The sequence below is a fragment of the Lentimicrobium sp. L6 genome, from assembly GCF_013166655.1.
Taxonomy (GTDB): Bacteria; Bacteroidota; Bacteroidia; order Bacteroidales; family UBA12170; genus UBA12170.
The window spans coordinates 1-24,297 of record NZ_JABKCA010000023.1 but is presented as its reverse complement, the minus strand read 5'-3'; the positions used below and the strand labels follow the sequence as shown (position 1 = coordinate 24,297).

Annotated in this window: 20 protein-coding genes; 18 read left to right on the top strand and 2 right to left on the bottom strand. The window is 36.6% G+C overall.

All coding sequences use genetic code 11. The features are described from left to right. The first annotated feature begins 7 nt into the window (after nucleotides 1-7). The 4 genes from HNS38_RS07690 to HNS38_RS07675 all read left to right on the top strand — a co-directional run bounded on the left by HNS38_RS07690 (nucleotide 8) and on the right by HNS38_RS07675 (nucleotide 5,289). Nucleotides 8-1,264: an ABC transporter permease gene (locus tag HNS38_RS07690; RefSeq protein WP_172276412.1), complete on the top strand. Its 1,257-nt coding sequence runs from the start codon at nucleotides 8-10 to the stop codon at nucleotides 1,262-1,264. Next, a complete protein-coding gene (locus tag HNS38_RS07685; protein WP_172346234.1) occupies nucleotides 1,261-2,427 on the top strand; it encodes an ABC transporter permease in 1,167 nt (388 codons plus the stop codon). Before HNS38_RS07690 ends, HNS38_RS07685 begins: the two co-directional genes overlap by 4 nt. A gap of 218 nt (nucleotides 2,428-2,645) precedes the next feature. Continuing rightward, complete coding sequence (locus HNS38_RS07680) at nucleotides 2,646-4,007, top strand: sigma-54 dependent transcriptional regulator (RefSeq protein WP_172276408.1); 1,362 nt, start codon at nucleotides 2,646-2,648, stop codon at nucleotides 4,005-4,007. Further along, the gene (locus tag HNS38_RS07675) at nucleotides 3,997-5,289 is read left to right on the top strand and encodes a PAS domain-containing sensor histidine kinase (protein WP_172276406.1); all 1,293 of its coding nucleotides are present in this window, start codon (nucleotides 3,997-3,999) and stop codon (nucleotides 5,287-5,289) included. The genes HNS38_RS07680 and HNS38_RS07675 overlap by 11 nt, the downstream gene beginning before the upstream one ends. A 167-nt stretch (nucleotides 5,290-5,456) precedes the next feature. On the opposite strand, the gene queA is transcribed toward HNS38_RS07675, so the two are convergent. Beyond that, nucleotides 5,457-6,503 carry a tRNA preQ1(34) S-adenosylmethionine ribosyltransferase-isomerase QueA gene (gene queA, locus HNS38_RS07670; protein WP_172276404.1) on the bottom strand — a complete coding sequence of 349 codons (1,047 nt, stop codon included), beginning with the start codon at nucleotides 6,501-6,503 and terminating at the stop codon, nucleotides 5,457-5,459. A 542-nt stretch (nucleotides 6,504-7,045) separates the two neighbouring features. Between queA and HNS38_RS07665 the strand changes: the two genes are divergently transcribed. From HNS38_RS07665 to HNS38_RS07610, 12 genes are all read left to right on the top strand, one after another. Then, nucleotides 7,046-8,548 carry a glutamine synthetase family protein gene (locus HNS38_RS07665; RefSeq protein WP_172276402.1) on the top strand — a complete coding sequence of 501 codons (1,503 nt, stop codon included), beginning with the start codon at nucleotides 7,046-7,048 and terminating at the stop codon, nucleotides 8,546-8,548. A 163-nt stretch (nucleotides 8,549-8,711) separates the two neighbouring features. Then, nucleotides 8,712-9,272, top strand: coding sequence for a hypothetical protein (locus HNS38_RS07660; protein ID WP_172276400.1), 561 nt, complete (start codon nucleotides 8,712-8,714; stop codon nucleotides 9,270-9,272). A gap of 112 nt (nucleotides 9,273-9,384) precedes the next feature. Continuing rightward, nucleotides 9,385-11,070 carry a glutamine--tRNA ligase/YqeY domain fusion protein gene (locus tag HNS38_RS07655; RefSeq protein ID WP_172346233.1) on the top strand — a complete coding sequence of 562 codons (1,686 nt, stop codon included), beginning with the start codon at nucleotides 9,385-9,387 and terminating at the stop codon, nucleotides 11,068-11,070. A gap of 786 nt (nucleotides 11,071-11,856) precedes the next feature. Next, nucleotides 11,857-12,225, top strand: coding sequence for a hypothetical protein (locus tag HNS38_RS07650; RefSeq protein ID WP_172276396.1), 369 nt, complete (start codon nucleotides 11,857-11,859; stop codon nucleotides 12,223-12,225). A gap of 88 nt (nucleotides 12,226-12,313) precedes the next feature. Next, nucleotides 12,314-16,135, top strand: a complete 3,822-nt coding sequence (locus HNS38_RS07645; protein ID WP_172276394.1) for an efflux RND transporter permease subunit — start codon at nucleotides 12,314-12,316, stop codon at nucleotides 16,133-16,135. Next, the gene (locus HNS38_RS07640) at nucleotides 16,132-17,358 is read left to right on the top strand and encodes a TolC family protein (protein ID WP_172276392.1); all 1,227 of its coding nucleotides are present in this window, start codon (nucleotides 16,132-16,134) and stop codon (nucleotides 17,356-17,358) included. Before HNS38_RS07645 ends, HNS38_RS07640 begins: the two co-directional genes overlap by 4 nt. An 11-nt stretch (nucleotides 17,359-17,369) precedes the next feature. Continuing rightward, nucleotides 17,370-19,205: an efflux RND transporter periplasmic adaptor subunit gene (locus HNS38_RS07635; RefSeq protein ID WP_172276390.1), complete on the top strand. Its 1,836-nt coding sequence runs from the start codon at nucleotides 17,370-17,372 to the stop codon at nucleotides 19,203-19,205. A gap of 22 nt (nucleotides 19,206-19,227) precedes the next feature. Next, nucleotides 19,228-19,569 carry a heavy-metal-associated domain-containing protein gene (locus HNS38_RS07630; RefSeq protein ID WP_172346232.1) on the top strand — a complete coding sequence of 114 codons (342 nt, stop codon included), beginning with the start codon at nucleotides 19,228-19,230 and terminating at the stop codon, nucleotides 19,567-19,569. A 50-nt stretch (nucleotides 19,570-19,619) separates the two neighbouring features. Beyond that, nucleotides 19,620-20,312, top strand: a complete 693-nt coding sequence (locus HNS38_RS07625) for a Crp/Fnr family transcriptional regulator (protein ID WP_172346231.1) — start codon at nucleotides 19,620-19,622, stop codon at nucleotides 20,310-20,312. A 358-nt stretch (nucleotides 20,313-20,670) separates the two neighbouring features. After that, nucleotides 20,671-21,348, top strand: a complete 678-nt coding sequence (locus tag HNS38_RS07620) for a T9SS type A sorting domain-containing protein (protein ID WP_172276384.1) — start codon at nucleotides 20,671-20,673, stop codon at nucleotides 21,346-21,348. A 4-nt stretch (nucleotides 21,349-21,352) separates the two neighbouring features. After that, nucleotides 21,353-21,721: a hypothetical protein gene (locus HNS38_RS07615; protein WP_172276382.1), complete on the top strand. Its 369-nt coding sequence runs from the start codon at nucleotides 21,353-21,355 to the stop codon at nucleotides 21,719-21,721. 33 nt (nucleotides 21,722-21,754) lie between these two features. Then, nucleotides 21,755-22,693, top strand: a complete 939-nt coding sequence (locus HNS38_RS07610; protein ID WP_172276380.1) for a transporter — start codon at nucleotides 21,755-21,757, stop codon at nucleotides 22,691-22,693. Here HNS38_RS07610 and HNS38_RS20685 read toward each other — a convergent pair. Beyond that, nucleotides 22,690-22,824, bottom strand: coding sequence for a hypothetical protein (locus tag HNS38_RS20685; protein ID WP_256367515.1), 135 nt, complete (start codon nucleotides 22,822-22,824; stop codon nucleotides 22,690-22,692). The genes HNS38_RS07610 and HNS38_RS20685 overlap by 4 nt on opposite strands. 56 nt (nucleotides 22,825-22,880) lie before the next feature. Here HNS38_RS20685 and HNS38_RS07605 point away from each other — a divergent pair, with 56 nt between their 5' ends. Continuing rightward, entirely contained in the window at nucleotides 22,881-23,264 is a 384-nt protein-coding gene (locus HNS38_RS07605; protein WP_172276378.1) for a hypothetical protein, read from the top strand. A 109-nt stretch (nucleotides 23,265-23,373) separates the two neighbouring features. Then, the gene (locus tag HNS38_RS07600; protein ID WP_216663662.1) at nucleotides 23,374-24,219 is read left to right on the top strand and encodes a transposase; all 846 of its coding nucleotides are present in this window, start codon (nucleotides 23,374-23,376) and stop codon (nucleotides 24,217-24,219) included. The last annotated feature ends 78 nt before the right edge of the window (nucleotides 24,220-24,297 follow it).

Genomic DNA, 24,297 nt, shown 5'->3' with positions numbered 1-24,297 from the left:
CGGAGCTATGTGGAAAACAAGTTTTATACAGTTTTTGAAGATTATTCAGCAGAATAAATTCTTCACGTTTTTAAATCTATTTGGTGTGAGTATCACCATTATGATCATCCTCATTGCCGCCATCAAGATTGAATCTACCATTAGGCCTGGTGGTCCTGAAAAAAATAATGACAAAATGCTCTTTATTAAAAATGAAGTAGTAGTGGCCGAACAAAATATGTCGATGGGGGGATTAAATTTTACTTTGGTTGAGGATTATTTGGCCAAGATGAAAAGCCCCGAAGCGATTGCTTATAGCAGCCAAACCCCGTGGAGCTTCTTTGGGGAAAACGGAGTAGAAGAATATGAACTGAGAAATGTTAATGCTGGTTGGTGGCAGGTTTTTGATTTTGAGTTTGTAGAAGGACGAGGATTTAACCCGGAAGAAGTTGAACAAGCTGCTTCATTAATAGTCATTGATGAGAAAGTGAAAAACAGGTTTTTTCAAGACCAAAAAACAATTGGCGAATTGATTGAAATATCAGGAAAGTATTATAAGGTATGTGGAGTTATTAAAGAAGTCCCCAGTAATTGTATGGAAGCTTATGCAAATGTTTTTATCCCTTATTCACTGCTGGAAGGTCAAGAAAGAAACTTGATGCAAACGGGTTCTTATTCCATTGTTTTTTTAGCCAAAGACAATCAAAATAAGGAAGAAATAATAGCAGAAGTAGAAGCCGTGAGAAGGAAAATATTACCGCTTCTAGAGGAGGGTTATGAATTGCATCTTGGCGGACCAGATAGTGCCTTATCTTATTACTTGAAAGGTTGGGAGAGACCAGATGAATACAAGGGAAATACTAGAGCCATATTGATTATTTTAGCTAAGTTTTTATTGGTTTTATTTCTTCCAGCACTAAATTTAGTTAGTATTCAGCTGATTAGGATTCATGAGCGTTCAGAAGAAATAGGAGTAAGAAAAGCCTTTGGTGCAACAAGGGTGGGTTTAATTAAACAAATTCTTTACGAAAACACATTGCTTACTTTTTTGGGAGCCATCTTGGGTTTAGTTTTGGCAGTTACTATTGTTTATGGGTTTGAATCTGCTTTAAAAAGTGCTTTATTTAGTGATGCTGGAAACAATGTCCAGATTCAGCTTAACTATGGCTTATTTCTAGTTAGTTTGTTTGTGTCCTTAGTGTTAAGTTTATTATCGGGAATGATACCTGCCCTTAAAATGTCGAGGGTAGAAGCCATAGATGTTTTAAAAGGAGGTGAATTATGATCAAACATAGTTTTAAGTTAATTTGGAATCAAAAGCTCAAGAATACTTATATCATTCTTGAATTGTTTTTCTTATTCGTCATTCTATTAATAAGCTCAGTTTACATGATAGAAAAATACGAGCTTTATGCTGGTGGTACAGGTGCTGAAATTGATAATATGTTTCATCTTCGTATCAATCAGAAGGATTTCAAGGATGTGGATTTTATAGAAAGGTTAGTGGCGCTAAGAAAAGAAGTATTATCAAATCCCGAGGTTGAACAAGTTTCGTTTTCTCAAAATGCAATCCCATATATTTGGTCTATGAGCATGAATACCAGTATATACGACAGCGTTCACGAAAGTACAGTTTTGCGTGGTGTTGATGAAAATTTTGGGCGTATTTTTCAGTTGGAAATGATAGCTGGGAAATGGTTTGAGGATGATTATCAGAGTGCAAATACTCCTGTTGTTATTGATAGGAAATTGGCAGAAGCTTTGTTTGATAGTCCAGAAGATGCTATCAGTAAAATTATTGATAATAATGGTGACAAACTAGTAGTTGGTGTTTATGAAATGCTGAAAAGAAATGAATATGAAGAAAATTATTCTTCACTTTGCTATCCTAGAGATTTTAGTAGTACCTGGTCTGCAGATATGGTGGTCAAATATAAAGATGAGTATTTAGCAAATCCTTCTCAATTGGCAAAAACCATTCATCTATATTTTAATAAAGAAGAATTTGCCATTCGCTATGCTTCCACCATGAATGCCAAAAAACAAGATGTGGTGGCTGAAACCAATATTGAAATGACTATGGTGGGTTTCTTTGCTGTTTTCTTAATCGTGAACATCATCTTAGGTATGATTGGTATTTTTGGTTACAGTGTGAAGCGCAGAAAAGGAGAATTGGGCATCCGAAGAGCCATGGGTTCCAGTGCTCAAAAGCTATATTTATTACTTTTACTAGAATCTTGGTCCTTGACTATTCTGGCGCTTATTCCTGCCATTATTTTAATGATACAGATTCCTCTACTCGATCTATATCCTGTTGAAACCCATATCTTTTTGCAGGCTCTTGGATTGAGTGTTTTGTTGATTTTTGTTTTGGTGAGTATGTCGGTTTATTATCCAGCTTATTTGGCATCTAAAATTGAAGCTGCGGAAGCATTATCAGAGGAATAATTTAATAGAACCGCCCGATGAAGCTTGTGTAGGAAACAGAAAGGCATACGGTGATGGTGTGTGTATTAAATCGCCGGAAAACATACTGATGTTTCAATCAGCAGAACTTTCCGGCTGAGCGAGAAGGTTGATGACCGATGCGGATGTATAAAGACGGAAAACATGTTGATTTTCCCTTTCTAAATACACAATGGATTTTTAATTAATTTAGCCTAATCATGAATAGTATTTTAATAATAGACGACGATATAGCGGTTTGTACTTCTTTAAAGTTACTTTTAAAGCAAGCCAAATACCAAGCGTATGCCTGCTATGATCCTGAGGAGGCCTTAAAATGGCTGCGACAGAATAGTCCTGAATTAATACTCATGGATATGAATTACTCCATAGAAACCAGTGGACGAGAGGGGCTGGAATTGCTCCAGAAAGTGAGAGTCTTCCATCCTCTAGTTCCTGTGATTCTCATTACAGGTTGGGCGAGTATAGCCTTGGCCGTGGAAGGGATTAAAAATGGAGCCTCCGATTTCGTTAGCAAACCTTGGGATAATGAAGGCTTATTACAATCCATAAAAAGTAATATTCAGTGGGCGAAAATTAATCTGGAGAGCTCTTCTAGTAATCGCAAAGAATTAGATCAGCAATTCGACTTAGGTGGAATCATAGGAGAACATGAGTCTTTATTGGAGGTTTTGTCTGTTTCGGGTCGAGTAGCCAGTAGTGAAGCCACCGTTTTAATCACCGGAGAAAGCGGTACAGGAAAAGAATTGATAGCGGAAGTTATTCATAATAATAGCAAGCGAAAAGCCAAACCTTTCATAAAAGTGAATTTAGGAGGTATCTCCGAAAGCCTATTTGAAAGTGAAATGTTTGGTCATAAGAAAGGCTCGTTTACCGATGCTATTGCCGATAGAAAAGGCCGTTTTCAAATGGCAGAAGGGGGAAGTATTTTCTTAGATGAAATAGCCGAACTTTCCTTGGCCTCACAAGTGAAATTATTGAGAGTTTTGCAGGAACGTACCTATGAAGTTCTGGGTGAAAGCAGCGTAAGAAAAGCCAATGTGAGAGTGATTTGTGCTACCAATAAAAACCTCAGCGAAATGGTGCAACAAGGATTATTCAGAGAGGATTTATACTATCGTATTAATCTCATCCATATTCATAATCCCAGCTTGCGACAAAGAGTGACTGATATTCCTGTTTTGGCTAAACAATTTGTAGCCCTCACTTGTCAAGAGAATAGAATGGCTGAGGTAAACCTAACTAAAGAAAGTCTTTCGTTTTTAAAGCTTCAAAATTTTGCTGGCAATATTAGAGAGCTCAAAAACTTGATGGAGCGATGTGTTTTAATGTGCTCCAAGAATCAGATTGAGCCATCGGATATTGAGAAATATATGGATAAAGCCGAACCTCAATCGTCCGCTGATGGTTTAAAAACTTTAGACCAAATTGAAAAGGAAGCCATAGTGAAAGCCATGGAAGTTTATAGTGGAAACATTTCTAGAGTAGCCCGAGCTTTGGGTTTGAGCCGCGGAGCACTCTATCGTCGTTTCGAAAAACATAAAATCCCCTATGAGCATTAAATTAAAATTTATACTTTGGGGCCTCTTATTTTATCTATCCACAGGCTTTCTTCTCTACCATTTATTGGAAGTAAATAAATGGTATTTTGTGGCTGGGGAAGTCTTGTTATTACTGTCCTTGGTACTGTTTATCATTTTGTATGGACAATTGGTAAAACCCATTGAAACCATAAGCTCAGCCATTCATTTATTAAAAGAGAAAGACTTTAGTACCCGTTTAAGTCCGGTGAAGCAAAAAGAAATAGACCAATTAATTGACGTTTTTAATAAGATGTCGGAGCAATTGCATTTGGAGCGGGTGGAGCATGAGGAGAAAAACCTTTTCCTGGACCGATTGATAGAAGCTTCTCCATCGGCTATACTTATCTTAAATACCGATAATGATATTGAGCGTATGAATCCCGCTGCTCGTCAACTCTTTCAACTATCCAACGAAAAACATACCACTATAAACTTTTCTCAGCTCCCTCCTCCATGGACCCAAAAGCTACAATCCTTAAATGAAGAAGGCTTTTCAAGTATTAAGTTAGATGGAGTCAGAAGATTTAAAGCCAGTTATAATACTTTTATGGATAAGGGTTTTTCTCGGCCTTTTATACTAATTGAAGAAATGACAAGAGAACTGGTGCAGGCAGAGAGACAGAGTTATGAGAAAGTCATCCGGATGATGTCTCACGAAGTAAACAACTCGGTAGGTGCTGTTAACTCGGTCATGCAATCGGTATTGGGAATGAGTGAGCAGTTGGACGAGAATATTCGGCAAGATGTGGAACATGCTTTGCAAATTTCTATGGATCGTAATAAAAGTCTCAATCGCTTTATGGCCAACTTTGCCGATGTGGTAAAACTACCTCTTCCAGATAAAAAAGAAGTAGATCTTGCTGAGCTGATTAAAAAAGTCATTCCTTTATTTAATGCCAGTTTTCAGATGCAAGAAATTCAATATATCGATAAATCCTCCTCCTATTTTATTTATGCCGATGGTATTCAGATAGAACAAGTTTTGGTCAATATTATCAAAAATAGTGTGGAGGCCATTTCATCAAGGGGAATCATTCAAATAGAAATAAATGACAATAGACTATCCATATTAGATAATGGAGGAGGTTTTACAAAGGAGACCATAGAGAAATTATTCACCCCCTTCTATTCCACCAAGCAAACCGGCCAAGGAATAGGTCTAACCTTAGTCCGTGAGATTTTAATCAATCATGGCTTTTCCTTCAAGCTACACCGCAAGGATAAGGTGTTTACTGAGTTTTTGATTCTTTTTGGAGAATAATATATGGTAAATATTTGTAATATAAAGTCAATTACAAATCTAAAAACCTAGTTATATAGTAGGTTTTAAATGAATCAAATCAAAATCAGATTAAAAATGATGAATTTATAAACACGAAAAAGCCCACTCCGATGAGCAGGCTTAATATTCTGTATTTTCAATATCGATTATATAATCAACATGGCATCTCCGTAGGTGAAGAAACGATATTTTTCTTTCACGGCTTCTTTATAGGCTTCCATCATAAAATCATAACCCCCAAATGCACTCGCTAACATCAACATGCTAGAGTATGGCAAATGGAAATTGGTGATCATACAATTGGCAATTTTGAAATTATACTGTGGGAATATGAATTTGTTGGTCCATCCAGAGAAAGGTTTTAAATGTCCACTAATACTAGTAGAAGATTCCATTCCTTTCATAACAGTAGTTCCAATTCCACAAACTCTTTTCTTTGCGTCAATAGAAAGATTTACACGGTCTGCAGTGGCTTCGTTAATGAATAATTGCTCACTATCCATTTTGTGTTTGGTCAGATCTTCAACTTCAATGTCGCGGAAATTACCAAGCCCTGCATGTAATGTAATTTCAGCAAAATTTACACCTTGTAATTCGAGGCGTTTTAAAAGTTCGCGGCTAAAGTGTAATCCAGCAGTAGGAGCGGCAACAGCACCTTCATTTTTCGCATAAATAGTTTGGTAACGCTCACTATCTTCTGGCTCAATAGCACGATCGTGGATTTTTGGTAGGGGAGTTTCTCCTAATCTCTTAATGGTCTTTTTGAACTCTTCGTAAGGGCCATCGAATAAAAATCTTAGGGTACGACCACGGCTAGTGGTATTGTCAATAACTTCGGCTACTAATTCATCGTTTCCGAAATATAATTTATTTCCAATTCTAATTTTACGAGCTGGATCTACTAATACGTCCCATAAACGAGATTCTTGATTGAGTTCTCTCAATAGAAAAACTTCAATCTTAGCACCAGTTTTTTCTTTTTCACCGTAAAGGCGAGCGGGAAAAACTTTTGTATCGTTTAATACAAAGATGTCCCCATCCGAAAAATAGCTTAAAACGTCCTTGAACATCTTGTGCTCAATTGTTTTTGTTTCTCGATTTAAAACCATTAATCGAGACTCATCTCGGTTTTCAGTTGGATGGGTGGCAATCAGTTCCTTTGGTAAATTAAATTTGAATTTGGATAACTTCATTCTAGAGTTTTAAATTGCTATAAGATGATACTTTGTTTCCCCTAAAAATCATTAACTTAGGGTTCGCTCAAAAAAGGATGCAAAGATAATACAAAAACAGGCCTTTGTCAAGGGTATAAATGGTTTAAATAGAAGCTTTTGAATAATAGCAGATCTTCTGGTGTATAAATGTAACTAGACTAGGCGTGTTTATTGGCTTGTGTGCACTTCTTATTATGGTGATAATTAGAAGATTCCATAAGAATATAAAGGCTATATTGGGAAATACCTCTTTAAATATTCCTAAACCTATGATGTTTATGATATTATTATAAAATTGGGTTTGTTTAAAAAATGGACACATTTTGTTGTTTCAAATAGATGAACATCAGAAAAATACTGATTTTTTAAAGATCAGGTATTCACGCTTTTTTCCTAATGGATTTTTATTTTCTTTTGTAGCTGGGGGAAAACGCCATATTTGGCATCTTATATTTGGTCGAAAAACGACAAAGAATGTGTTCTCCCTTTATAATTAAGTTTATATTGAAAAAATAAATCATATGAGTAATCAAACAATTAGCAGCCCTAACCCATTGGTTCAATACTTGCAAAAACAGCCCAAAGATTTTACGAAATCTGATATTATTAAGTATATTTTGGAAAATGGTATTGAAATGTTGAACTTTAGATATACCGGAGGAGATGGAAGGTTGAAGACTTTGAACTTTGTAGTTTATGACGAAGATCAACTAGAAGAAGTATTAAGCTCAGGAGAAAGAGTTGATGGCTCTAGTTTATTCCCATATATTGAAGCTGGAAATAGCGATCTATATGTTATTCCTCGTTTCAGGACAGCTTTTGTTAACCCGTTTAGTGAACTCCCAACCATTGATATCCTTTGTGGTTTCTATGATAAAAGTGGTGAACCTTTTGATGGTTCTCCAGCCTATACTTTGCATAAAGCACATCATGTGCTGAAAGAAAAGACGGGTTTTGAATTCGAAGTGATGGGTGAATTAGAATACTATGTCATTAGCGAAAAAGAACCTTATTTTGTAGCCGATGACCAAAGAGGGTACCACGAAAGTACACCTTTTACTAAATGGGAAGAATTACGTCGCGAAGCCATGTATGCCATTGCCACAGTAGGTGGAAATATTAAATATGGTCACTCAGAAGTAGGAAACTTTACCGTAGGAAACCTCGAATACGAACAAAACGAGATTGAGTTTAAGCCTAGTCCTTTAGAAGATGCTGCTGATCAATTGGTGATTGCAAAATGGGTAATGAGAACTTTGGCTCATAATTATGGTGTTACTATTACTTTCGCGCCTAAAATTACTGTTGGTAAAGCTGGAAGTGGTTTGCATATCCATACTCGTTTAATGAAAGATGGTAAAAATGTAATGATAGAGGATGGTAAGATTAGTGATGTGGCTAAGAGAGCCATAGCTGGTTATCTAAAATTAGCTCCTTCTATTTCCGCATTTGGTAACACCAATCCAACCAGTTATTTCCGTTTGGTACCCCATCAAGAAGCACCTACAAATATATGCTGGGGCGATAGAAATCGTTCTGTATTGGTAAGAGTACCTTTAGGTTGGACGGGTCAGATGAACATGTTGAAGCATGCCAATCCACTTGAAAGCGATGTTATTGAAGATTTCTCTTCAAAACAAACAGTAGAATTCCGTTGTCCAGATGGTAGTGCTGATATTTATCTATTATTGGCTGGGTTGACAGTTGCTGCTCGTCATGGTTTAGAATGTAAAGACAGTTTGGCTTATGCTGAAAAGACATATGTGGATGTAAATATCTTCGATGATGCACATAAAAGCAGAGTTGAGGAATTAGAACAATTGCCTATTAGTTGTCATCATTCTTCTCTCGAACTTGACAGACAAAGAGAAGAATACCTCAAATACGGAGTCTTCAATGAACTAACCGTGGATGGGATCATCAAGAAACTTCGCGATTTTCAAGACGAAAACATTCGGGAAGAAGTAGGCAATGATGACGAAAAGATTTTAGCACTAGTTGACAAATATTTCCATTGTGGATAATTTGCAAGTATAAGATTTACAATATAATGATAGGGCAATTGGAAACATTTGCCCTATTTGTTTATCAAGAAACAACTGTTTATATTTGCCCCATCTAAAGACTTCAGAAAATGAATTAAATCTTTAGATTTGCATTAAAATTATTAACTAAATCTTATAAACAATGAAAAAATTAGCGTTAGCATTATTTACTATTTTAATGATGTCCGTTGGAGCACAAGCTCAACATGTATTTAATAAAGGTGATATGGGTATCAATGCAGGATTAGGTGTTGGTGGACTTGGAGGGCTTTATCCTTCTATTGAAGCTTCATTTGAACTTGGAGTTATTCCTACTGGAGATATTGGACTGGTTTCGTTTGGTGGTGTTGTAGGTTGGAAATATTCTAGACAAACTTACGATTATTGGTATTATAATGAGACTTTACATTATAATCAGTTTATTATTGGTGGTAGAGGTACTTGGCACCTTCACTCATTCACTAGTGATAAATACGATGTTTATGGTGGTGTTGGTGTAGGTCTTAGGCTACATGCTGATTATAATTATGATAGCTGGGATGATCAAGAAGGTTGGACACCAACAAAAGATTCAAAAGCATCTATTTATGAAGAAATATTTGTGGGTGGTCGTATGATGTTAAATCCTGGTTTTGGCTTATTTGCTGAAGTGGGATACAGTAGAATTTCTAATGTTCGTTTTGGTTTAACGTTCACAATGTAATCCATAGAACTAAAAATATATAGCCGATGGAAGCCATTCTATCGGCTTTTTTATTTTACGTGATTAAATATCTCTAAATCTGTGTATTTTTGCAGATTCAAAATTTAAGAATATGACAACATCTGATAATAAGCCTGAAGAAACAAGAGCAAAGCTCAATTTCATCGAACAGATTATAGAACAAGATATAAAAGCAGGTAAAAATGAAGCTAAGGTTCATACCCGCTTTCCTCCCGAGCCTAATGGATATTTACATATTGGCCATGCTAAATCTATTTGCCTCAACTTTGGAATTGCCGATAAGTATAATGGAGAGTGCAATTTAAGATTCGATGATACCAATCCTGTGAAGGAGGATGTGGAATATGTGGACTCTATTATTGAGGATGTAAAATGGTTGGGATTCGATTGGGAAGATAGATTATACTTTGCTTCCGATTATTTTGATCAGATGTATGATTTTGCAATTCGATTAATCAAAGAAGGCAAAGCCTATGTTTGTGAATTGACTGCCGAGGAAGTAAGTACCATGCGTGGGACTCCTCAAAAGCCTTCACAGCCAAGTCCATATCGCGTCAGAACAGTGGAAGAAAATCTTGATTTATTCAAAAGAATGAAGGATGGAGAATTTGAGGATGGTAGCAAAACACTTAGGGCTAAAATTGATTTAGCCTCTGCTAATATGCAGTTACGCGACCCTGCTATTTATCGCATTCGCCATGCACATCATCACCGTACTGGTGATAAATGGTGTATTTATCCAATGTACGACTGGGCTCATGGTTTAGAAGATAGTATAGAAAATATTACACATTCTCTTTGTACTTTAGAATTTGAAAATCATCGCCCATTATACGATTGGTTCTTGAATCAATTAGAAGTTCACCATCCTCAACAAATTGAGTTTGCGCGTTTAAATCTCACTTATACTGTGATGAGTAAGCGTAAATTATTACAATTGGTTGAAGATAATTTGGTGAATGGGTGGGATGACCCTCGTATGCCTACTATTGGTGGAATGCGTCGTAGAGGTTTTACGCCTGCCAGTCTTAGAAATTTCTCCGATACCATAGGAATTGCCAAGCGCGATAATATAATTGATGTGGCCCTTCTGGAACATCATGTGAGAGAAGATTTAAATAAAGTAGCCAACAGAGTAATGGGAGTTTTAGATCCTCTCAAAGTGGTGATCACCAATTATCCTGAAGGACAAACAGAAGAAGTAGAAGCCATCAATAATCCTGAGGACGAAAGTGCTGGAACCCGTATGCTTCCATTTAGTAGAGAAATTTATATCGAAAGAAGCGATTATATGGAGGATGCTCCTAAGAAATTCTTCCGCATGACTTTAGGTAAAGAAGTTCGATTGAAATATGCTTATTTTGCTACTTGTAATGAAGTGATAAAAGATGAGGATGGTAAAATTATAGAATTGCGCTGTACTTACGATCCGTTGTCAAAAGGAGGAAAATCTCCAGATGGTAGAAAAGTAAAAGGAGCCATGCATTGGGTGGATGCGAGTGATAACGTTGAGGCCGAAATTCGCCTTTACGATAGATTATTTACTGTTGAATCTCCAGATACCGATAAAGAAAAAGACTTCAAAGAATTCTTAAATCCTGATAGTTTAAATATTATCGAGAAAGCTTATGTGGAGCGTTCTGTAAAAGGAAAAGAGCCACTAACTCATTATCAATTTGAGCGTACTGGATATTTCAATATCGATAAAGACAGTACTGATGAGAAAATGGTTTTCAATAGAACTGTTGGACTTAAAGGTGGGTTTGATAAGAAATAATAATCCTTATTCTTAAGATATTTTGCAGAGGCATTTGAGGTTTTAATCCTTGAATGCCTTTTTTTTATGAATGAACATTGCAAATTGGAGCTATTACACAAAATGCACTAAGGATCCACAAAAGACACAAAATATAATGTTGTTATACTTTCTTTTTTGAGTTTTTAGTGCCTTCTATGTGGACCTTTGAGTTATAATTTAGTAGCTTGGTAATGTTGAGAAAGAGAAGATTGATTCTCATTATTATTGTAAATTGAAGCTATTGCACAAAACGCACTAAGGATTCACAAAAGGCACAAAACTTTATAGTCATATTTCTTCGTGCTAGGTCCTTTGAGTCTTTAGTGTCTTCTTTGTGGAACTTCGTGTTATAGCTTTTTAGGCTGGTAATGTTGAGAAAGAGAAATCTGATTCACATGATAATTGAATTTTGAAGCTATTGCACAAAACACACAAAGGAAACACAAAAGGTACAAAACATATTATCGAATATTTTTTTCTTAGTGCTTTTAGTGTCTTCTTTGTGGAACTTCGTGGTATAGCTTATCAGGTCCGTGGTATTATGAAAGTGAAGGATGAATAGGACTAAATATCAAATTGGAGCTATTACACAAAATGCACTATGGATACACAAAAGACACAAAAACATATCGTAGAATCTTTTCTCTTAGATCCATAGCTTGACAAGCACGTGGTGATGATAAAGACAAAAGAAAAAGTTAATTAATGGAAATAGCTCGCAAATCTGATTACATTTGTTTTCTAAATGAAAAAATTATTAGCAGGTTGAAGAAATTAGTTTACATATTTATGGCCATTTTATGGTTCTCTGCCAGTACTGGTTTTAGTGTGACCAAGCACTATTGTAGTGGCAAATATATAACTATGTCTATTAATTCAACTCCCGAATCTTGTTGTGATGATGGGGATTGCTGCCGTAATGAAAGTGAAGCATTTCAATTAGATGAAGATACTGTATTTCAGGTAGATCTCATTGTTGATGAAGCTCCCTCATTTGATATCATGGTTTTCGAAAACGAATTTTTCCAATTGGATTCTTTTGAGGATATCAATTCTTTATATCTAGATAGAGTTCATATTCCACCGCCGAATTTGCCAGATATACTGGCCAGTTTCCAGTCTTTTATTTTATGATTTTTATTTGATGAATAGGATAGCTTGAGGAATTATTTCTTCAGGCTAATGTTGTGTATTTATTCTATCAAATTAATAATCATGCAAAATGCTAAATAAAACCATCAAGTTTTTTCTTGAAAACAGATTGGTGACTTTCCTTTTACTTTTTACATTCATTCTTTGGGGTGTAATCAGTTCTCCTTTTGGATGGGAGACCGGAATCTTACCACGAGACCCTGTCCCTGTTGATGCCATTCCCGATATAGGAGAGAATCAACAAATAGTATATACGCAATGGCCAGGTCGATCGCCACAAGATATAGACGATCAAATATCTTATCCTCTAACCACTTCTCTTTTGGGTATTCCAGGAGTGAAGACCATACGTAGTAATTCCATCTTTGGAGTTTCTAGTATCTATATTATTTTTGAGGATGGATTAGATTTCTACTGGACCCGTACTCGTATACTCGAGAAACTCAATTCACTTCCTCCCGGTACTTTGCCCCCTGATGTCATACCTTCTTTAGGCCCAGATGCCACTGCTTTAGGGCAAGTCTATTGGTATACATTAGAAGGAAGAAATAAAGATGGCGAACCTTCTGGTGATTGGGATCCTCAAGAGCTCAGGAGTATCCAGGATTTCTATGTGAAATATGCATTAACGGCTGCAAAGGGAGTTTCGGAAGTAGCTTCAATTGGCGGCTTCGTGAAAGAGTATCAAATAGATATTGATCCCATAGCCATGAAAGCTCATGGTGTAAATATTGCTCAGATAATGAATGCAGTTAAAAAGAGTAATCTGGATATTGGTGCTAGAACAATAGAGTTCAATAGAGTAGAATATTTAATCCGTGCATTGGGTTATGTGAAAACACTATCAGAACTTGAAGAAAGTGTGGTTGCAGTTAATGAAAATGTTCCCATTCGAATAAAAGATGTGGCAAAAGTCAACTTTGGCCCTGCCACCAGAAGAGGTGGATTGGATAAAGGAGGAGCAGAAGCTGTGGGAGGTGTTGTGGTGGCACGATATGGCTCTAATCCATTAGAAGTTATAGAGAATGTTAAAGCAAAAATAGCAGAGATAAGTCCAGGCCTTCCTTCTAAAACCCTGGCAGATGGGAGTGTCTCGAAAGTAACTTTGATTCCCTTCTACGATCGTACGGGTTTAATCAAAGAAACACTAGGAACCTTAGAGGAGGCTTTATCATTGGAGATCCTCATCAGCATCATCGTCATCATTGTATTGATGTTGAATTTGCGAGCCAGCATTTTAATTACAACTCTTCTACCAATAGGCGTTTTAATGACTTTTATCGTGATGAGGCGATTTGGTGTGGATGCTAATATTGTGGCTTTATCAGGTATTGCTATTGCCATAGGAGTGATGGTGGATGTGGGAGTCGTCTTTACAGAGAACATCATTAGGCATATAGAAATGGCCAAAAATGTGGGCGCCAAAGGAAAGCAATTATTAGGTGTGGTTTATGAAGCGACCACCGAAGTAGCAGGAGCAGTTATAACGGCATTAACAACAACCGTCGTAAGTTTCCTTCCCGTATTTGCTATGGAAGCTGCCGAAGGTAAACTTTTTAGACCTTTGGCTTTCACAAAGACCTTTGCCATGCTTTCGGCTTTAATTATTGGTTTGATTATCATACCAGCGTTGGCTCACTTTATCTTTTCTATCAAATTCGACAAGAAGAAAGTCCGTTGGATTTGGAATGGATTACTCATCTTGGGCGGATTTGTCCTCTTATTTATTTCTGGTAATTTCATCACTTTAGGGATGATAGCGATCGGAATTAATAATATCATGGAATTCAAATGGTCTGAAAAATACCGAAAGTTTCCAAATTATATCAATATTTCTATCATCTTAATGGTGGTGGTTTATTTCTTAACCAAAGCATGGATGCCTCTTGGAGCTCAACAATCTTTGTTCTCCAATTTCATTTTTGTAATCTCTATTATCGTTTTTGTTTTGGCATTTATGATGGCGATGGTGCATTTCTATCGTCAAATACTTTCTTGGTGTTTAAATCATAAGTGGTTCTTTTTAAGCTTTCCTATCATTCTAATCCTATTTGGTTTAATGACTTGGCAAGGAATAGATAAGATTGGTGGTTTTGTTCCTGAAAGCATTAAGGAATCAAAAACTTGGAAGTCGCTAGATGAATCATTACCTGGTATAGGGAAAGAGTTTATGCCAAATCTAGACGAAGGAAGCTTTTTGTTAATGCCAACCACCATGCCGCATTCTGGGATTGAAGAGAATTTGGAAGTCATTAGAATCTTAGATAAAAAAGTAAATGCCATTCCAGAAGTTGAGAATGTCATCGGTAAATGGGGAAGAGTGAATTCAGCATTGGATCCTGCACCTGTTTCCATGTATGAGAATGTAATCAATTATAAATCTGAGTATATCTTAAATGAACATGGAAAGCGACTTCGATTTAAAGTAGATGGAGAAGGCGCTTTTGTACTTAAAGATGGCAGTACCTATCATCCAAGGGAGGAAGAGTTTAAGGTCATTGAAAGGGAAAATCTAATTGTTGAGGAAGATGGAGAATATTTTCGTCAATGGAGAGAGAATATAAATTCTCCTGATGATATTTGGAAAGAGATAGTTCATCATTCTAGTATTCCAGGACTCACCTCCGCGCCTAAATTACAACCCATTCAAACTCGCTTGGTCATGTTGCAAACCGGAATGCGGGCCCCCATGGGCATGAAAGTTTATGGCCCTGATTTGGAATCCATTGAAAAGGTGGGCTATGAATTGGAGAAGCTTTTAAAAGAGGTGGAAGGCGTTTCTGCTATGTCGGTTTTTGCTGATAGAGTTGTTGGGAAGCCTTACCTAGAGCTCAATATTAAAAGAAAAGAATTAGCTCGTTATGGGCTTACCATTCAAGACTTGCAAGGAATTATTGGTAGTGCAATTGGAGGAATGCAACTTTCTACCAGTGTAGAAGGCCGCGAACGCTATCCCATCCGATTAAGATATGCTAGAGAATATAGAGATCATCCTGAAGGCTTAAAGAAAATTTTAATTCCTACACCCATGGGACAACAAATTCCTTTGGGAGAACTCGTAGATATTGAGTATTCTCGAGGACCACAAATGGTCAAAAGTGAAAATACCTTTTTAGTGGGCTATGTTATTTTTGATAAGCAAGAAGGCTTTGCTGAAGTGGATGTGGTAGAAAATGCTCAGAAGTATTTGGAGGATAAGATGGAGACTGGTGAACTGGTGATGCCTGAAGGTGTGAATTTTATTTTCACTGGAAACTATGAGAACCAAATTAGAGCGACCAAACGTCTCTTGTTGATTATACCAATATGTTTAGTGGTGATTTTTCTGATCCTGTATTTTCAGTTTCGTTCGGTGATTACCTCCTCATTAATTTTCTCAGGAATAATAGTGGCTCTGGCTGGAGGCTTTATCATGATTTGGCTTTATGGCCAGCCTTGGTTTTTAGATTTCTCCATTTTTGGCACCAATATGCGTGATTTGTTTCAAGTGAGAACCATCAATTTAAGTGTGGCGGTTTGGGTTGGTTTCATTGCCCTGTTTGGAGTGGCTACCGATGATGGTGTATTAATTAGCACCCATTTAAAACAACTTTTCGAGAAGAATAAGCCAAAGAACAAAGCAGAAGTAAGAGCATTGGTGATAGAGGCCGGAATGAAAAGAGTGAGGCCTGCTATGATGACAACTGCAACTACAGTTATTGCTTTGCTCCCCGTGCTGACCTCTACTGGAAAAGGCTCCGATATTATGGTACCAATGGCCATCCCACTATTTGGAGGAATGACTATAGAAGTGCTCACCATGTTTGTGGTACCTGTTTTATACAGCATGTGGCAAGAAAGAAAACTGAAGGAAGAATCCATCAACGAATTAACAGAAGGAGGAGCGATATGAAAAAGATAATCGTCATTTGTATTTGCATATTGGGTTTTCAAATGAGCTATGCTCAAGAAGATTTACAGGTTTATTTGAAGGCAGCAGCCCAGAATAATCCGGGATTACAAGTCAAGTTCAATGAATATATGGCTGCTTTGGAAGTCATTCCTCAAGTAGGTAGTTTGCCAGATCCAAGCTTTGCCTTTGGCTATTTCATCCTTCCAGTTGAAACCCGTGAAGGTCCTCAGATTGCTAAAGTATCAGCCAATCAAATGTTTCCTTGGTTTGGTAGTCTGCAAGCCAAAGAAGATGTGGCTGTTCAACTGGCAAAAGCAAAATATGAAGCTTTTGAGGAGGCCAAGTCCATATTATTCAACGAAGTAAAAGCTACCTATTATAATCTCTATTTTACTCGTAAGGCTATTTTTGTGATGTCTGAAAATCAGAGCATATTGCATGTCTTTAAGCAATTAGCCCTCACCAAAATTGAAACCGGAAAAGCCAGCCTTAACGATGAACTAAGAGTGGAAATGGAATTGGCTGATTTGGAAAATCAGTTGGCTCTTGTTCAAGATAAATATGAAGTGCTTTCTATCACTTTCAATAATCTATTAAATGTAGATAATGAGTCTATAATTTCCATTCCAGATCTTATTTGGGAGCAGGATTTGAAACTCGATAAAAAAGCCTTGTTGGATAGTATATATGCTAATAATCATCAGCTTTTGAGTCTGGAATATCAATATCATTCTTTGGAATCTCGTCAGCAAGTGGCTAAAAAAGCGGGTTTACCCAATATCTCAATAGGCATAGATTATACTTTTATTGGAAAAGGAGAAAATAACCTATCTGGCAAAGATGCGCTCTTGTTTCCCAAAATAGGAATTACCATTCCTCTATATCGAAACAAGTATAAAGCTATGGTTAATGAAGTATTGTATTTGCAAGCTGCAAAAACAGAAGAGAAATTTGAGAAAGAACTCGTATTGGAAACCATTTTCGAGAATGCTTTTAAAGACTATAAAGATGCACAACGACGAATCTCACATTATTCTAGTCAAGGGAAATTGGCTAAGCAATCACTAAAGCTTATTGAAGTGGAATATTCCACCAATGCAAAGGGATTTGAAGAAATGCTACGCATGGAACGACGGCTTTTAAAATATGATTTGGAATTGGAGAAAGCTAGAGTAGATAAGCTAGCGTCCATTGCTTTTGTTCAATATTTAATGGGTCAATAAAAAACAGAAAAATGAAAAATATAAAACAATATATATACGTCATCATTCCCACATTGATTATAGGAATGTTGATAGGTTGGATGTTCTTGGGTGGAAGCAGTCAACCTTCAGATGATGAGCACAATCATGAACATCAAGAGGAAGAAGTAGAAACCATGTATACCTGCTCCATGCATCCTCAAATTAAGCAAAACAAACCCGGTCTTTGCCCCATTTGTGCTATGGATTTAGTTCCCATGCAAACCATGGGTTCAGGTGGTGATCATGCTTCTTCAAATGAAATCAGCATGACTAAGGCAGCCGCAAGTTTAGCCAATATTCAAACTTTAATAGTGGAGGAGGCTTTGCCAATGAAAGACTTGTTTTTGCAAGGAAAGGTAAAGGCCGATGAACGCAATATTGCCGAAATCACGGCTCGTTATGGGGGGCGGATAGAAAAGCTATTTGTGAATTTTACTGGCCAACAAGTGAAAAAGGGGGAGCTTTTGGCCACTATATATTCTCCTGATTTGGTTTCAGCACAAAAAGAATTATTAGAAGCGCTTTCTTTTATAGATACCCGTCCAGCTTTGTATGATGCAGCCATAGCTAAGCTTAAATTATGGGACTTATCAAAATCTCAAATCAAAGCCATAGAAGAAAATGGAGAACCACAGCTCTATTTTGATGTGTTTTCTCCAATTTCAGGAACAGTAAGTGGCAGACATGTCACAGAAGGGGATTATGTGAAAGAAGGTAAAGGCATGTTGCAAGTAATAGATCTCACCAAAGTTTGGGTGCTTTTTGATGCATATGAAAGCGATTTGCCTTGGATTAAAATAGGTGATGAAATCAATTTTAAAATTAAGGCTTTGGCCCAAAAGGAGTTTAGTGGAAAGGTCTCTTTTATTGATGCTTTTCTGAATCCAAAGACCAGAGTGGTGCAGGTGAGAGTAGAACTAGATAATTCGGATTTGTCTCTGAAGCCAGAAATGTTTGTGGATGGTGTTCTACATTCAGAATCGGCATCAGAGGAATTAGAAATTTTAATTCCACAATCATCAATTTTATGGACTGGAAAGCGAGCTGTAGTTTATATAAAAGTTCCTGAAAGAAATTCTCCCACATTTCTGTATAGAGAAATTGATTTAGGTGCTGAGGTTGGCGATTATTATATTGTGAAATCCGGATTAGAAGTCGGTGAAGAGATCGCCGTAAATGGAGTGTTTAAAATAGATGCCTCAGCACAATTATCTGGTTTGCCCAGCATGATGAATCCAGGGGGTGGAGCAGTAAGTTCAGGACATGATCATGGTGAAATGCCTAGTTTGGAGAATGCTGATGACGCTTTTACGGTGTATGGAAATTGCAGTATGTGTAAAGAAAGAATAGAAACTGCAGCCTTATCAGTAGCAGGAGTAGAACATGTCAATTGGGATGAAAATACCAAGAGTTTATACCTTCATCATGAGTCGGTAGATTTGGCGGAAGTACATCAGGCTATAGCTCATGTTGGGCATGATACTGATTTGGAAACCTCCCCAAATGAAGTCTATGAGTCCCTACATGAATGTTGTAAATACGATAGGCCTCAGAACTTAAAACTAGAAGAAATTAAGGTTTATGGAAACTGTGGTATGTGTAAAGAAAGAATTGAAACTGCGGTTTTGGAGCTTCAGGGTGTGGTGAAAGCCGATTGGGATTCAGAAACCACTATGCTCAAACTGAGTATTAATCCTGAGGAGGTAAGTATGGGACTTATTCATCAAGAATTGGCTCAAGTTGGGCATGATACCGAATTGGCAAAAGCCCCTGATGCCGTTTATGAGCAATTACATGCTTGTTGTAAATATGAAAGAAGTAAATAATAACAAATTAAAAATTAGAAACATGAAAAAGCAATTCAGTTTATTATTAGCCATGGTATTAATGTTTGGCTTTTCTGCCATAGCGGGAAATGTGACCAAAGAGAAATTTAAAGTTTACGGTAACTGCGGAATGTGTGAGAAGACCATAGAAAAAGCAGTAAAGAATGTTGATGGGGTGAAAAAAGCCAATTGGAATCAAAAAACTAAAATGATGGAAATTACCTTTGATGCTGAAAAAACCAATATTGAAGCTATTCATCAGGCAATTGCCGATGTGGGGTACGATACAGAAAATGCAACTGCAAAGGATGAGGTCTATGAGGCTTTACATTCTTGTTGTAAATATGATAGACCGGAAAGGTAAGTTTTGAGAGTGCATTTGATCGGTATTATTTAAACAACAAAGGAGAGAAGATGAATTGTATACAAGATAAACACTGTTGTAGTTGTTCTATGAAATCACCACTTTTTCAAGTGCTGACAGAAGAAGAATTAGAATTAATCAATGTCAACAAAAGGCAAGTAAGGTTTAAGAAAGGAGAAATCATAGTGAAGCAAGGGGCGCCTATGTCCCATGTGATCAGTTTCACCTCTGGTATTGCCAAGGTTTATATTGAGGCTTCGGGCAATCGAAACTTATTGTTGCAATTTATAAAACCCACCAATTTCTTGGGTGCTCCAGGCATATTTGCCGATCAAATTCACTATTCTTCAGTAAGCGCTATTGAGGAGTCCTCCGTTTGTTTTATCGACATCCACATTTTTAAAAAGGTGATAAAAATGAATGAGAGATTTGCAGAGCAGTTTATGGAGTTGATCAGTTGGAATGGAATTTTTAATTACGAGCGCTTTACTTGTTTAACTCATAAAAATACCCATGGTCGATTGGCTGACAGCTTAATCTATTTACATGAAAAGATATTTGATGATAGAGACCATCTCATTTCTATTTCAAGACAAGATATGGCCGAGCTTACAGGAATGTCGAAGGATACAGTAATAAGAACTTTGAAGGAGTTGAACGAGGAGGGCGTCATTGAAATTATTAAAAATGACATTCGGATATTGGAAATAGATAAGTTGCAAAAGATTAGTATGATCAGTTAGGATTTTATTGGTCTCATTCGTTTTTAAAACTATACACTTTAGTGTTTCGGTTTCTATATACTTCATGGTTCGAAGTCGGGAGTCAGAAGCTAGAAGTAAATCTACTTCGGGCTTCCATCCATAATTGGTCATTATTAGAACGAATATTATTCCTAAAACAAACCTATGCTAATTCAGTCCATAGTGGTTTAGCTTTGATGCTACTTTCTTGAAATAATAGGGAGTAAAAAGGCGATATACAACGTAAAATTCTAGGATTAAATCGAAATATACTCGTCACGTAAGGGTAGGGATTAGTGTTGTTTTCAAGGTGATAATAATACTTTTGTGATACAAAAACCTAATTAACAATACCCTTATGAAAATAAAATCTACGTTTATCCTAGTGATGGCTATTCTGTTGGCTGCCCCATCTTTATTTGCTCAAACTAAAGATGATTTCACAGTAAGATTCATCACCCTTGGCAATTGTTATACTTGTAAAGTAAGGGTAGAGGCAAAACTTAATGCCATGGAAGGGGTTAGTTTTTCCAAATACGATCCTTTTTATGCAGAAACTACGGTTACCTTCGATGAGTTTGTTACCGATACTTATATCATTATGCAAGCTGTTGCAGATACAGGTCACGATACCGAATGGTTCAGAGCTCCCGATGAAGCATATCAGCTGTTGATAGGCACTTGTTGTGAATATGAACGAACTATCAATTATGATGATGTTCAAATGGGTTATTTGAGTTTAATGGGTATCTACGTTGGACATGTAGCTGTAAATGAGTATGACTACCTAAGTGATATTTCAGTTTTTCCAAGTATTAGCAGTGGTAGGTATAGCATTAACTTGAATGATACACCAAGTATTCTAAATGCTAAAATTCAAGTCTTCTCCATGCAAGGTCAAATGGTATATTCAAGCTCCATTGAGGATGGTAATAATCAGGAAATAGACCTAACAAATAAAGTAAATGGAACATATATGGTCATGATCTCTAGTAATGGGATGGCCGTTTCAAGCACAAAAATAATTAAACAATAAACCCATGAAATATACAATAATAGCCCTGTTGATGCTAGCCACTGTTTTTAGTATCAGTTGCAAGAAAGAAGAAACAACAACACCTAGTACAACAACTACTACTCCTGAGATTTTAAGTCTAACATCTGATAAATCGACCATCAAATTTGGTGGTGAAGAGCCTGCTATCATTACCTGTGAGGCTTCTGGAGGAAATTGTGAATATACTTGGGAAGTTGATCTGGGTGATATCTTTGTATTGAATGAAGATGGATCTCAAGTAAGATTTACAGGTTCGGAATGCTGTATTGGAGATAAGATTATAAAGTGTACAGTGAAGAATGATAAAGGCGAAGTAACGGAAACGGTAACCGTTAATATTTACATTCCCTAAGGTCTATTATCCACATTTTCATAAACACAAAACATGATGAATAGATTCATTATATTGGCTATGGTATTGGCAAGTTTTTGCTGCATCCAAGAAGCCGAAGCCCAATGCTGCGCTGCAGGAAACCCAATAAGCGATGATGGCTCAGCAAGTGGAGGAGGGAAGAAAATATTGGAAGCCGGTATTTTAGGTACTTATAGCTATTCCGATATATACTTCAAAGGGAATGAAAGATCCGATTATGAATATATAGACTATTCCTATTTTATGTATTCCTCTGCAAATCTGGCTTATGGAATTACTGATAAATTAAAAGTGACAGCAGAGATAGGCTACTTTTTTGCCAAGGCTCAATACTTTGTTTTCGATCAGAATAGAAATGCAACTGGCTTAGGAGATCTGGTTTTGGGAGCTCAATATTTAGCTTATCAGAATTGTGAGAAATTCTTCAATATATTTCCAAGAGTAAAAGTGACTTTGCCCGTTGGAACATTCGATCAGGTGGATGGTTCGGTCGTCCTTCCTATCGATATCCAGCCTTCTTCTGGTTCTTATAAATATCAGATTGGGCTTTTGTTTTCAAAGTTATATATGCAAGGGAAATTGGCCTTGTTCTTTGATAATTCCTTCGAATACTCCCAGCGTATTGAAACGGAGAGAACCAATTATAAGTATGGGAATCTTTATAATAACTCTCTTTATGCGGGATATAAAATTATGTCTAAACTAACTTTAGCTTTACAGTGGAGGTCACAATATAGAGATAAAGCCTCCGATAAAAACAAGGAATTGGTGAATGCAACAGGCGGGCATGTGATGTTTATAGCTCCTCAACTACGATATAATTTCTGGAAGCAATGGAATGTCTCATTAAAATATGATTACCCTTTTTATAAAAACATGAATGGTACTCAATTGACCAATAATTATGCGGTATCTCTACGTTTATCTAAGAGTATCGATTTTAATCATTAGGATGTTTCTGTTCTGCTCTTCAAGTCACCCTTTCCCCAACTCGTCCAATCGCTCCAGCTCCCCAAGTCTCCAAGTCCATCTTCAGCTCTCCAGCTGCCAAATATTACATCCCCAAGAAAAAAAAGGGACACATAAAAAACTTGGGGACAAAATTAAGAAATCTATATTTTTGGCATAAAAATGATCTATGCAAAAAGATATCTCCTATATGTTACTTCCGACGAGTTTTTTAGATTACTTTGAAGTAATATCGGTAAAAGAGCTATGTGATTTAGAGACAAAGCAAGAGCTTTTTCAAATTGAATTAGAGGAGAAGAATCAGCTTCCCCATGGCTATAATCAAGACGCATATCAGTCAAAAGGTTTTTACCCATCAAAGACGATTCAAGATTTCCCTGTACGTGGGAAAGCATTATATTTAAGCATAAAACGAAGGCGATGGCGTTCAAAAGACGGTTTATCACCAGACCTAAAAGGAGATTATACTTTTATAGCAGAGGGTTCTAAAATAACAAAGGAACTGTCTGATTTTTTAAAAGGTACAGGTAGAGACCCGAGTAGATACCATTAGTAATATAGCCAGCTATTATTGTATTAAGCCAGATAAACTAAGGCGTAATTATAAAGATCATAGCAGTGATTTTAAAGATTGGGATCAAAAGAAACATGCAGAAGATTATATGATTTTCCCAGAAAACATAGGAGAATTCTTAAGTATAGATGAAGTTTCTTTGTCACAAGGAGAGTTGTATACCTTTGTTACAAACAAGCAGGGTAAAGGAAAAAAAGGAACACTTGTAGCTAGCATAAAAGGCACTTTATCTAATGATATATCAAGTGTTGTAAATCTCAAACCCTTAGAACAAAGGAAAAGGGTTAAAGAAGTTACTTTAGATATGGCAAAAAACATGGAGGCTAGTATGCGAATAAGCTTTCCTAATGCTGACTTCGTAATTGATAGGTTTCATGTCGTTAAATTGGTAATAGAATCATTACAGCAAATCCGAATCAAATTAAGATGGAAAGCAATTGATGAAGAGAACAAGGCTATTTCTGAAGCTAAAAAGAATGGTGAAAGATATGTTCCCAAAGAGTTTTCAAATGGAGATACAGTGAAACAGCTACTTGCCAGAAGTAGATTTCTTCTTTTTAAATGTTCATCAAAATGGACATATACCCAAAAGCTAAGAGCTAAAATACTATTTAAAGAATACCCCAAATTAATGGTAGCATATAAAATTACAATGGTGTTCAGAAACATCTATGAGTTAAGAAATAAACAAGTGGCTGAACGTAACTTCATAAACTGGATAACAAGTGTGTTCGCTAATAAGATGGAAAACTTCTACACAGCAGCAAATTCTATTGGAACTAATATGGAGAATATAACAAACTTCTTTTTAAACAGAAATACAAATGCTAATGCGGAGTCTTTCAACTCAAAGATCAAACTCTTCAGAGCGAATTTAAGAGGGGTGTCTGATACTAATTTCCTTCTCTTTAGATTGCAGAAGCTTTTTGCTTAATCCCCAAGTTTTTAAACTGACCCGTCATTTCAGGAGTGGTTTGGTTCACGAGTACCTTATGCGACTTGTATCCAATAA

Excerpts from the sequence above, each read along its gene's own strand:
- HNS38_RS07690 (WP_172276412.1), top strand. The coding sequence starts at position 8 with ATGTGGAAAACAAGTTTTATACAGTTTTTGAAGATTATTCAGCAGAAT.
- HNS38_RS07685 (WP_172346234.1), top strand. The coding sequence starts at position 1,261 with ATGATCAAACATAGTTTTAAGTTAATTTGGAATCAAAAGCTCAAGAAT.
- HNS38_RS07680 (WP_172276408.1), top strand. The coding sequence starts at position 2,646 with ATGAATAGTATTTTAATAATAGACGACGATATAGCGGTTTGTACTTCT.
- HNS38_RS07675 (WP_172276406.1), top strand. The coding sequence starts at position 3,997 with ATGAGCATTAAATTAAAATTTATACTTTGGGGCCTCTTATTTTATCTA.
- queA (WP_172276404.1), bottom strand. The coding sequence starts at position 6,503 with ATGAAGTTATCCAAATTCAAATTTAATTTACCAAAGGAACTGATTGCC.
- HNS38_RS07665 (WP_172276402.1), top strand. The coding sequence starts at position 7,046 with ATGAGTAATCAAACAATTAGCAGCCCTAACCCATTGGTTCAATACTTG.
- HNS38_RS07660 (WP_172276400.1), top strand. The coding sequence starts at position 8,712 with ATGAAAAAATTAGCGTTAGCATTATTTACTATTTTAATGATGTCCGTT.
- HNS38_RS07655 (WP_172346233.1), top strand. The coding sequence starts at position 9,385 with ATGACAACATCTGATAATAAGCCTGAAGAAACAAGAGCAAAGCTCAAT.
- HNS38_RS07645 (WP_172276394.1), top strand. The coding sequence starts at position 12,314 with ATGCTAAATAAAACCATCAAGTTTTTTCTTGAAAACAGATTGGTGACT.
- HNS38_RS07640 (WP_172276392.1), top strand. The coding sequence starts at position 16,132 with ATGAAAAAGATAATCGTCATTTGTATTTGCATATTGGGTTTTCAAATG.
- HNS38_RS07635 (WP_172276390.1), top strand. The coding sequence starts at position 17,370 with ATGAAAAATATAAAACAATATATATACGTCATCATTCCCACATTGATT.
- HNS38_RS07630 (WP_172346232.1), top strand. The coding sequence starts at position 19,228 with ATGAAAAAGCAATTCAGTTTATTATTAGCCATGGTATTAATGTTTGGC.
- HNS38_RS07625 (WP_172346231.1), top strand. The coding sequence starts at position 19,620 with ATGAATTGTATACAAGATAAACACTGTTGTAGTTGTTCTATGAAATCA.
- HNS38_RS07620 (WP_172276384.1), top strand. The coding sequence starts at position 20,671 with ATGAAAATAAAATCTACGTTTATCCTAGTGATGGCTATTCTGTTGGCT.
- HNS38_RS07615 (WP_172276382.1), top strand. The coding sequence starts at position 21,353 with ATGAAATATACAATAATAGCCCTGTTGATGCTAGCCACTGTTTTTAGT.
- HNS38_RS07610 (WP_172276380.1), top strand. The coding sequence starts at position 21,755 with ATGATGAATAGATTCATTATATTGGCTATGGTATTGGCAAGTTTTTGC.
- HNS38_RS07605 (WP_172276378.1), top strand. The coding sequence starts at position 22,881 with ATGCAAAAAGATATCTCCTATATGTTACTTCCGACGAGTTTTTTAGAT.
- HNS38_RS07600 (WP_216663662.1), top strand. The coding sequence starts at position 23,374 with ATGATTTTCCCAGAAAACATAGGAGAATTCTTAAGTATAGATGAAGTT.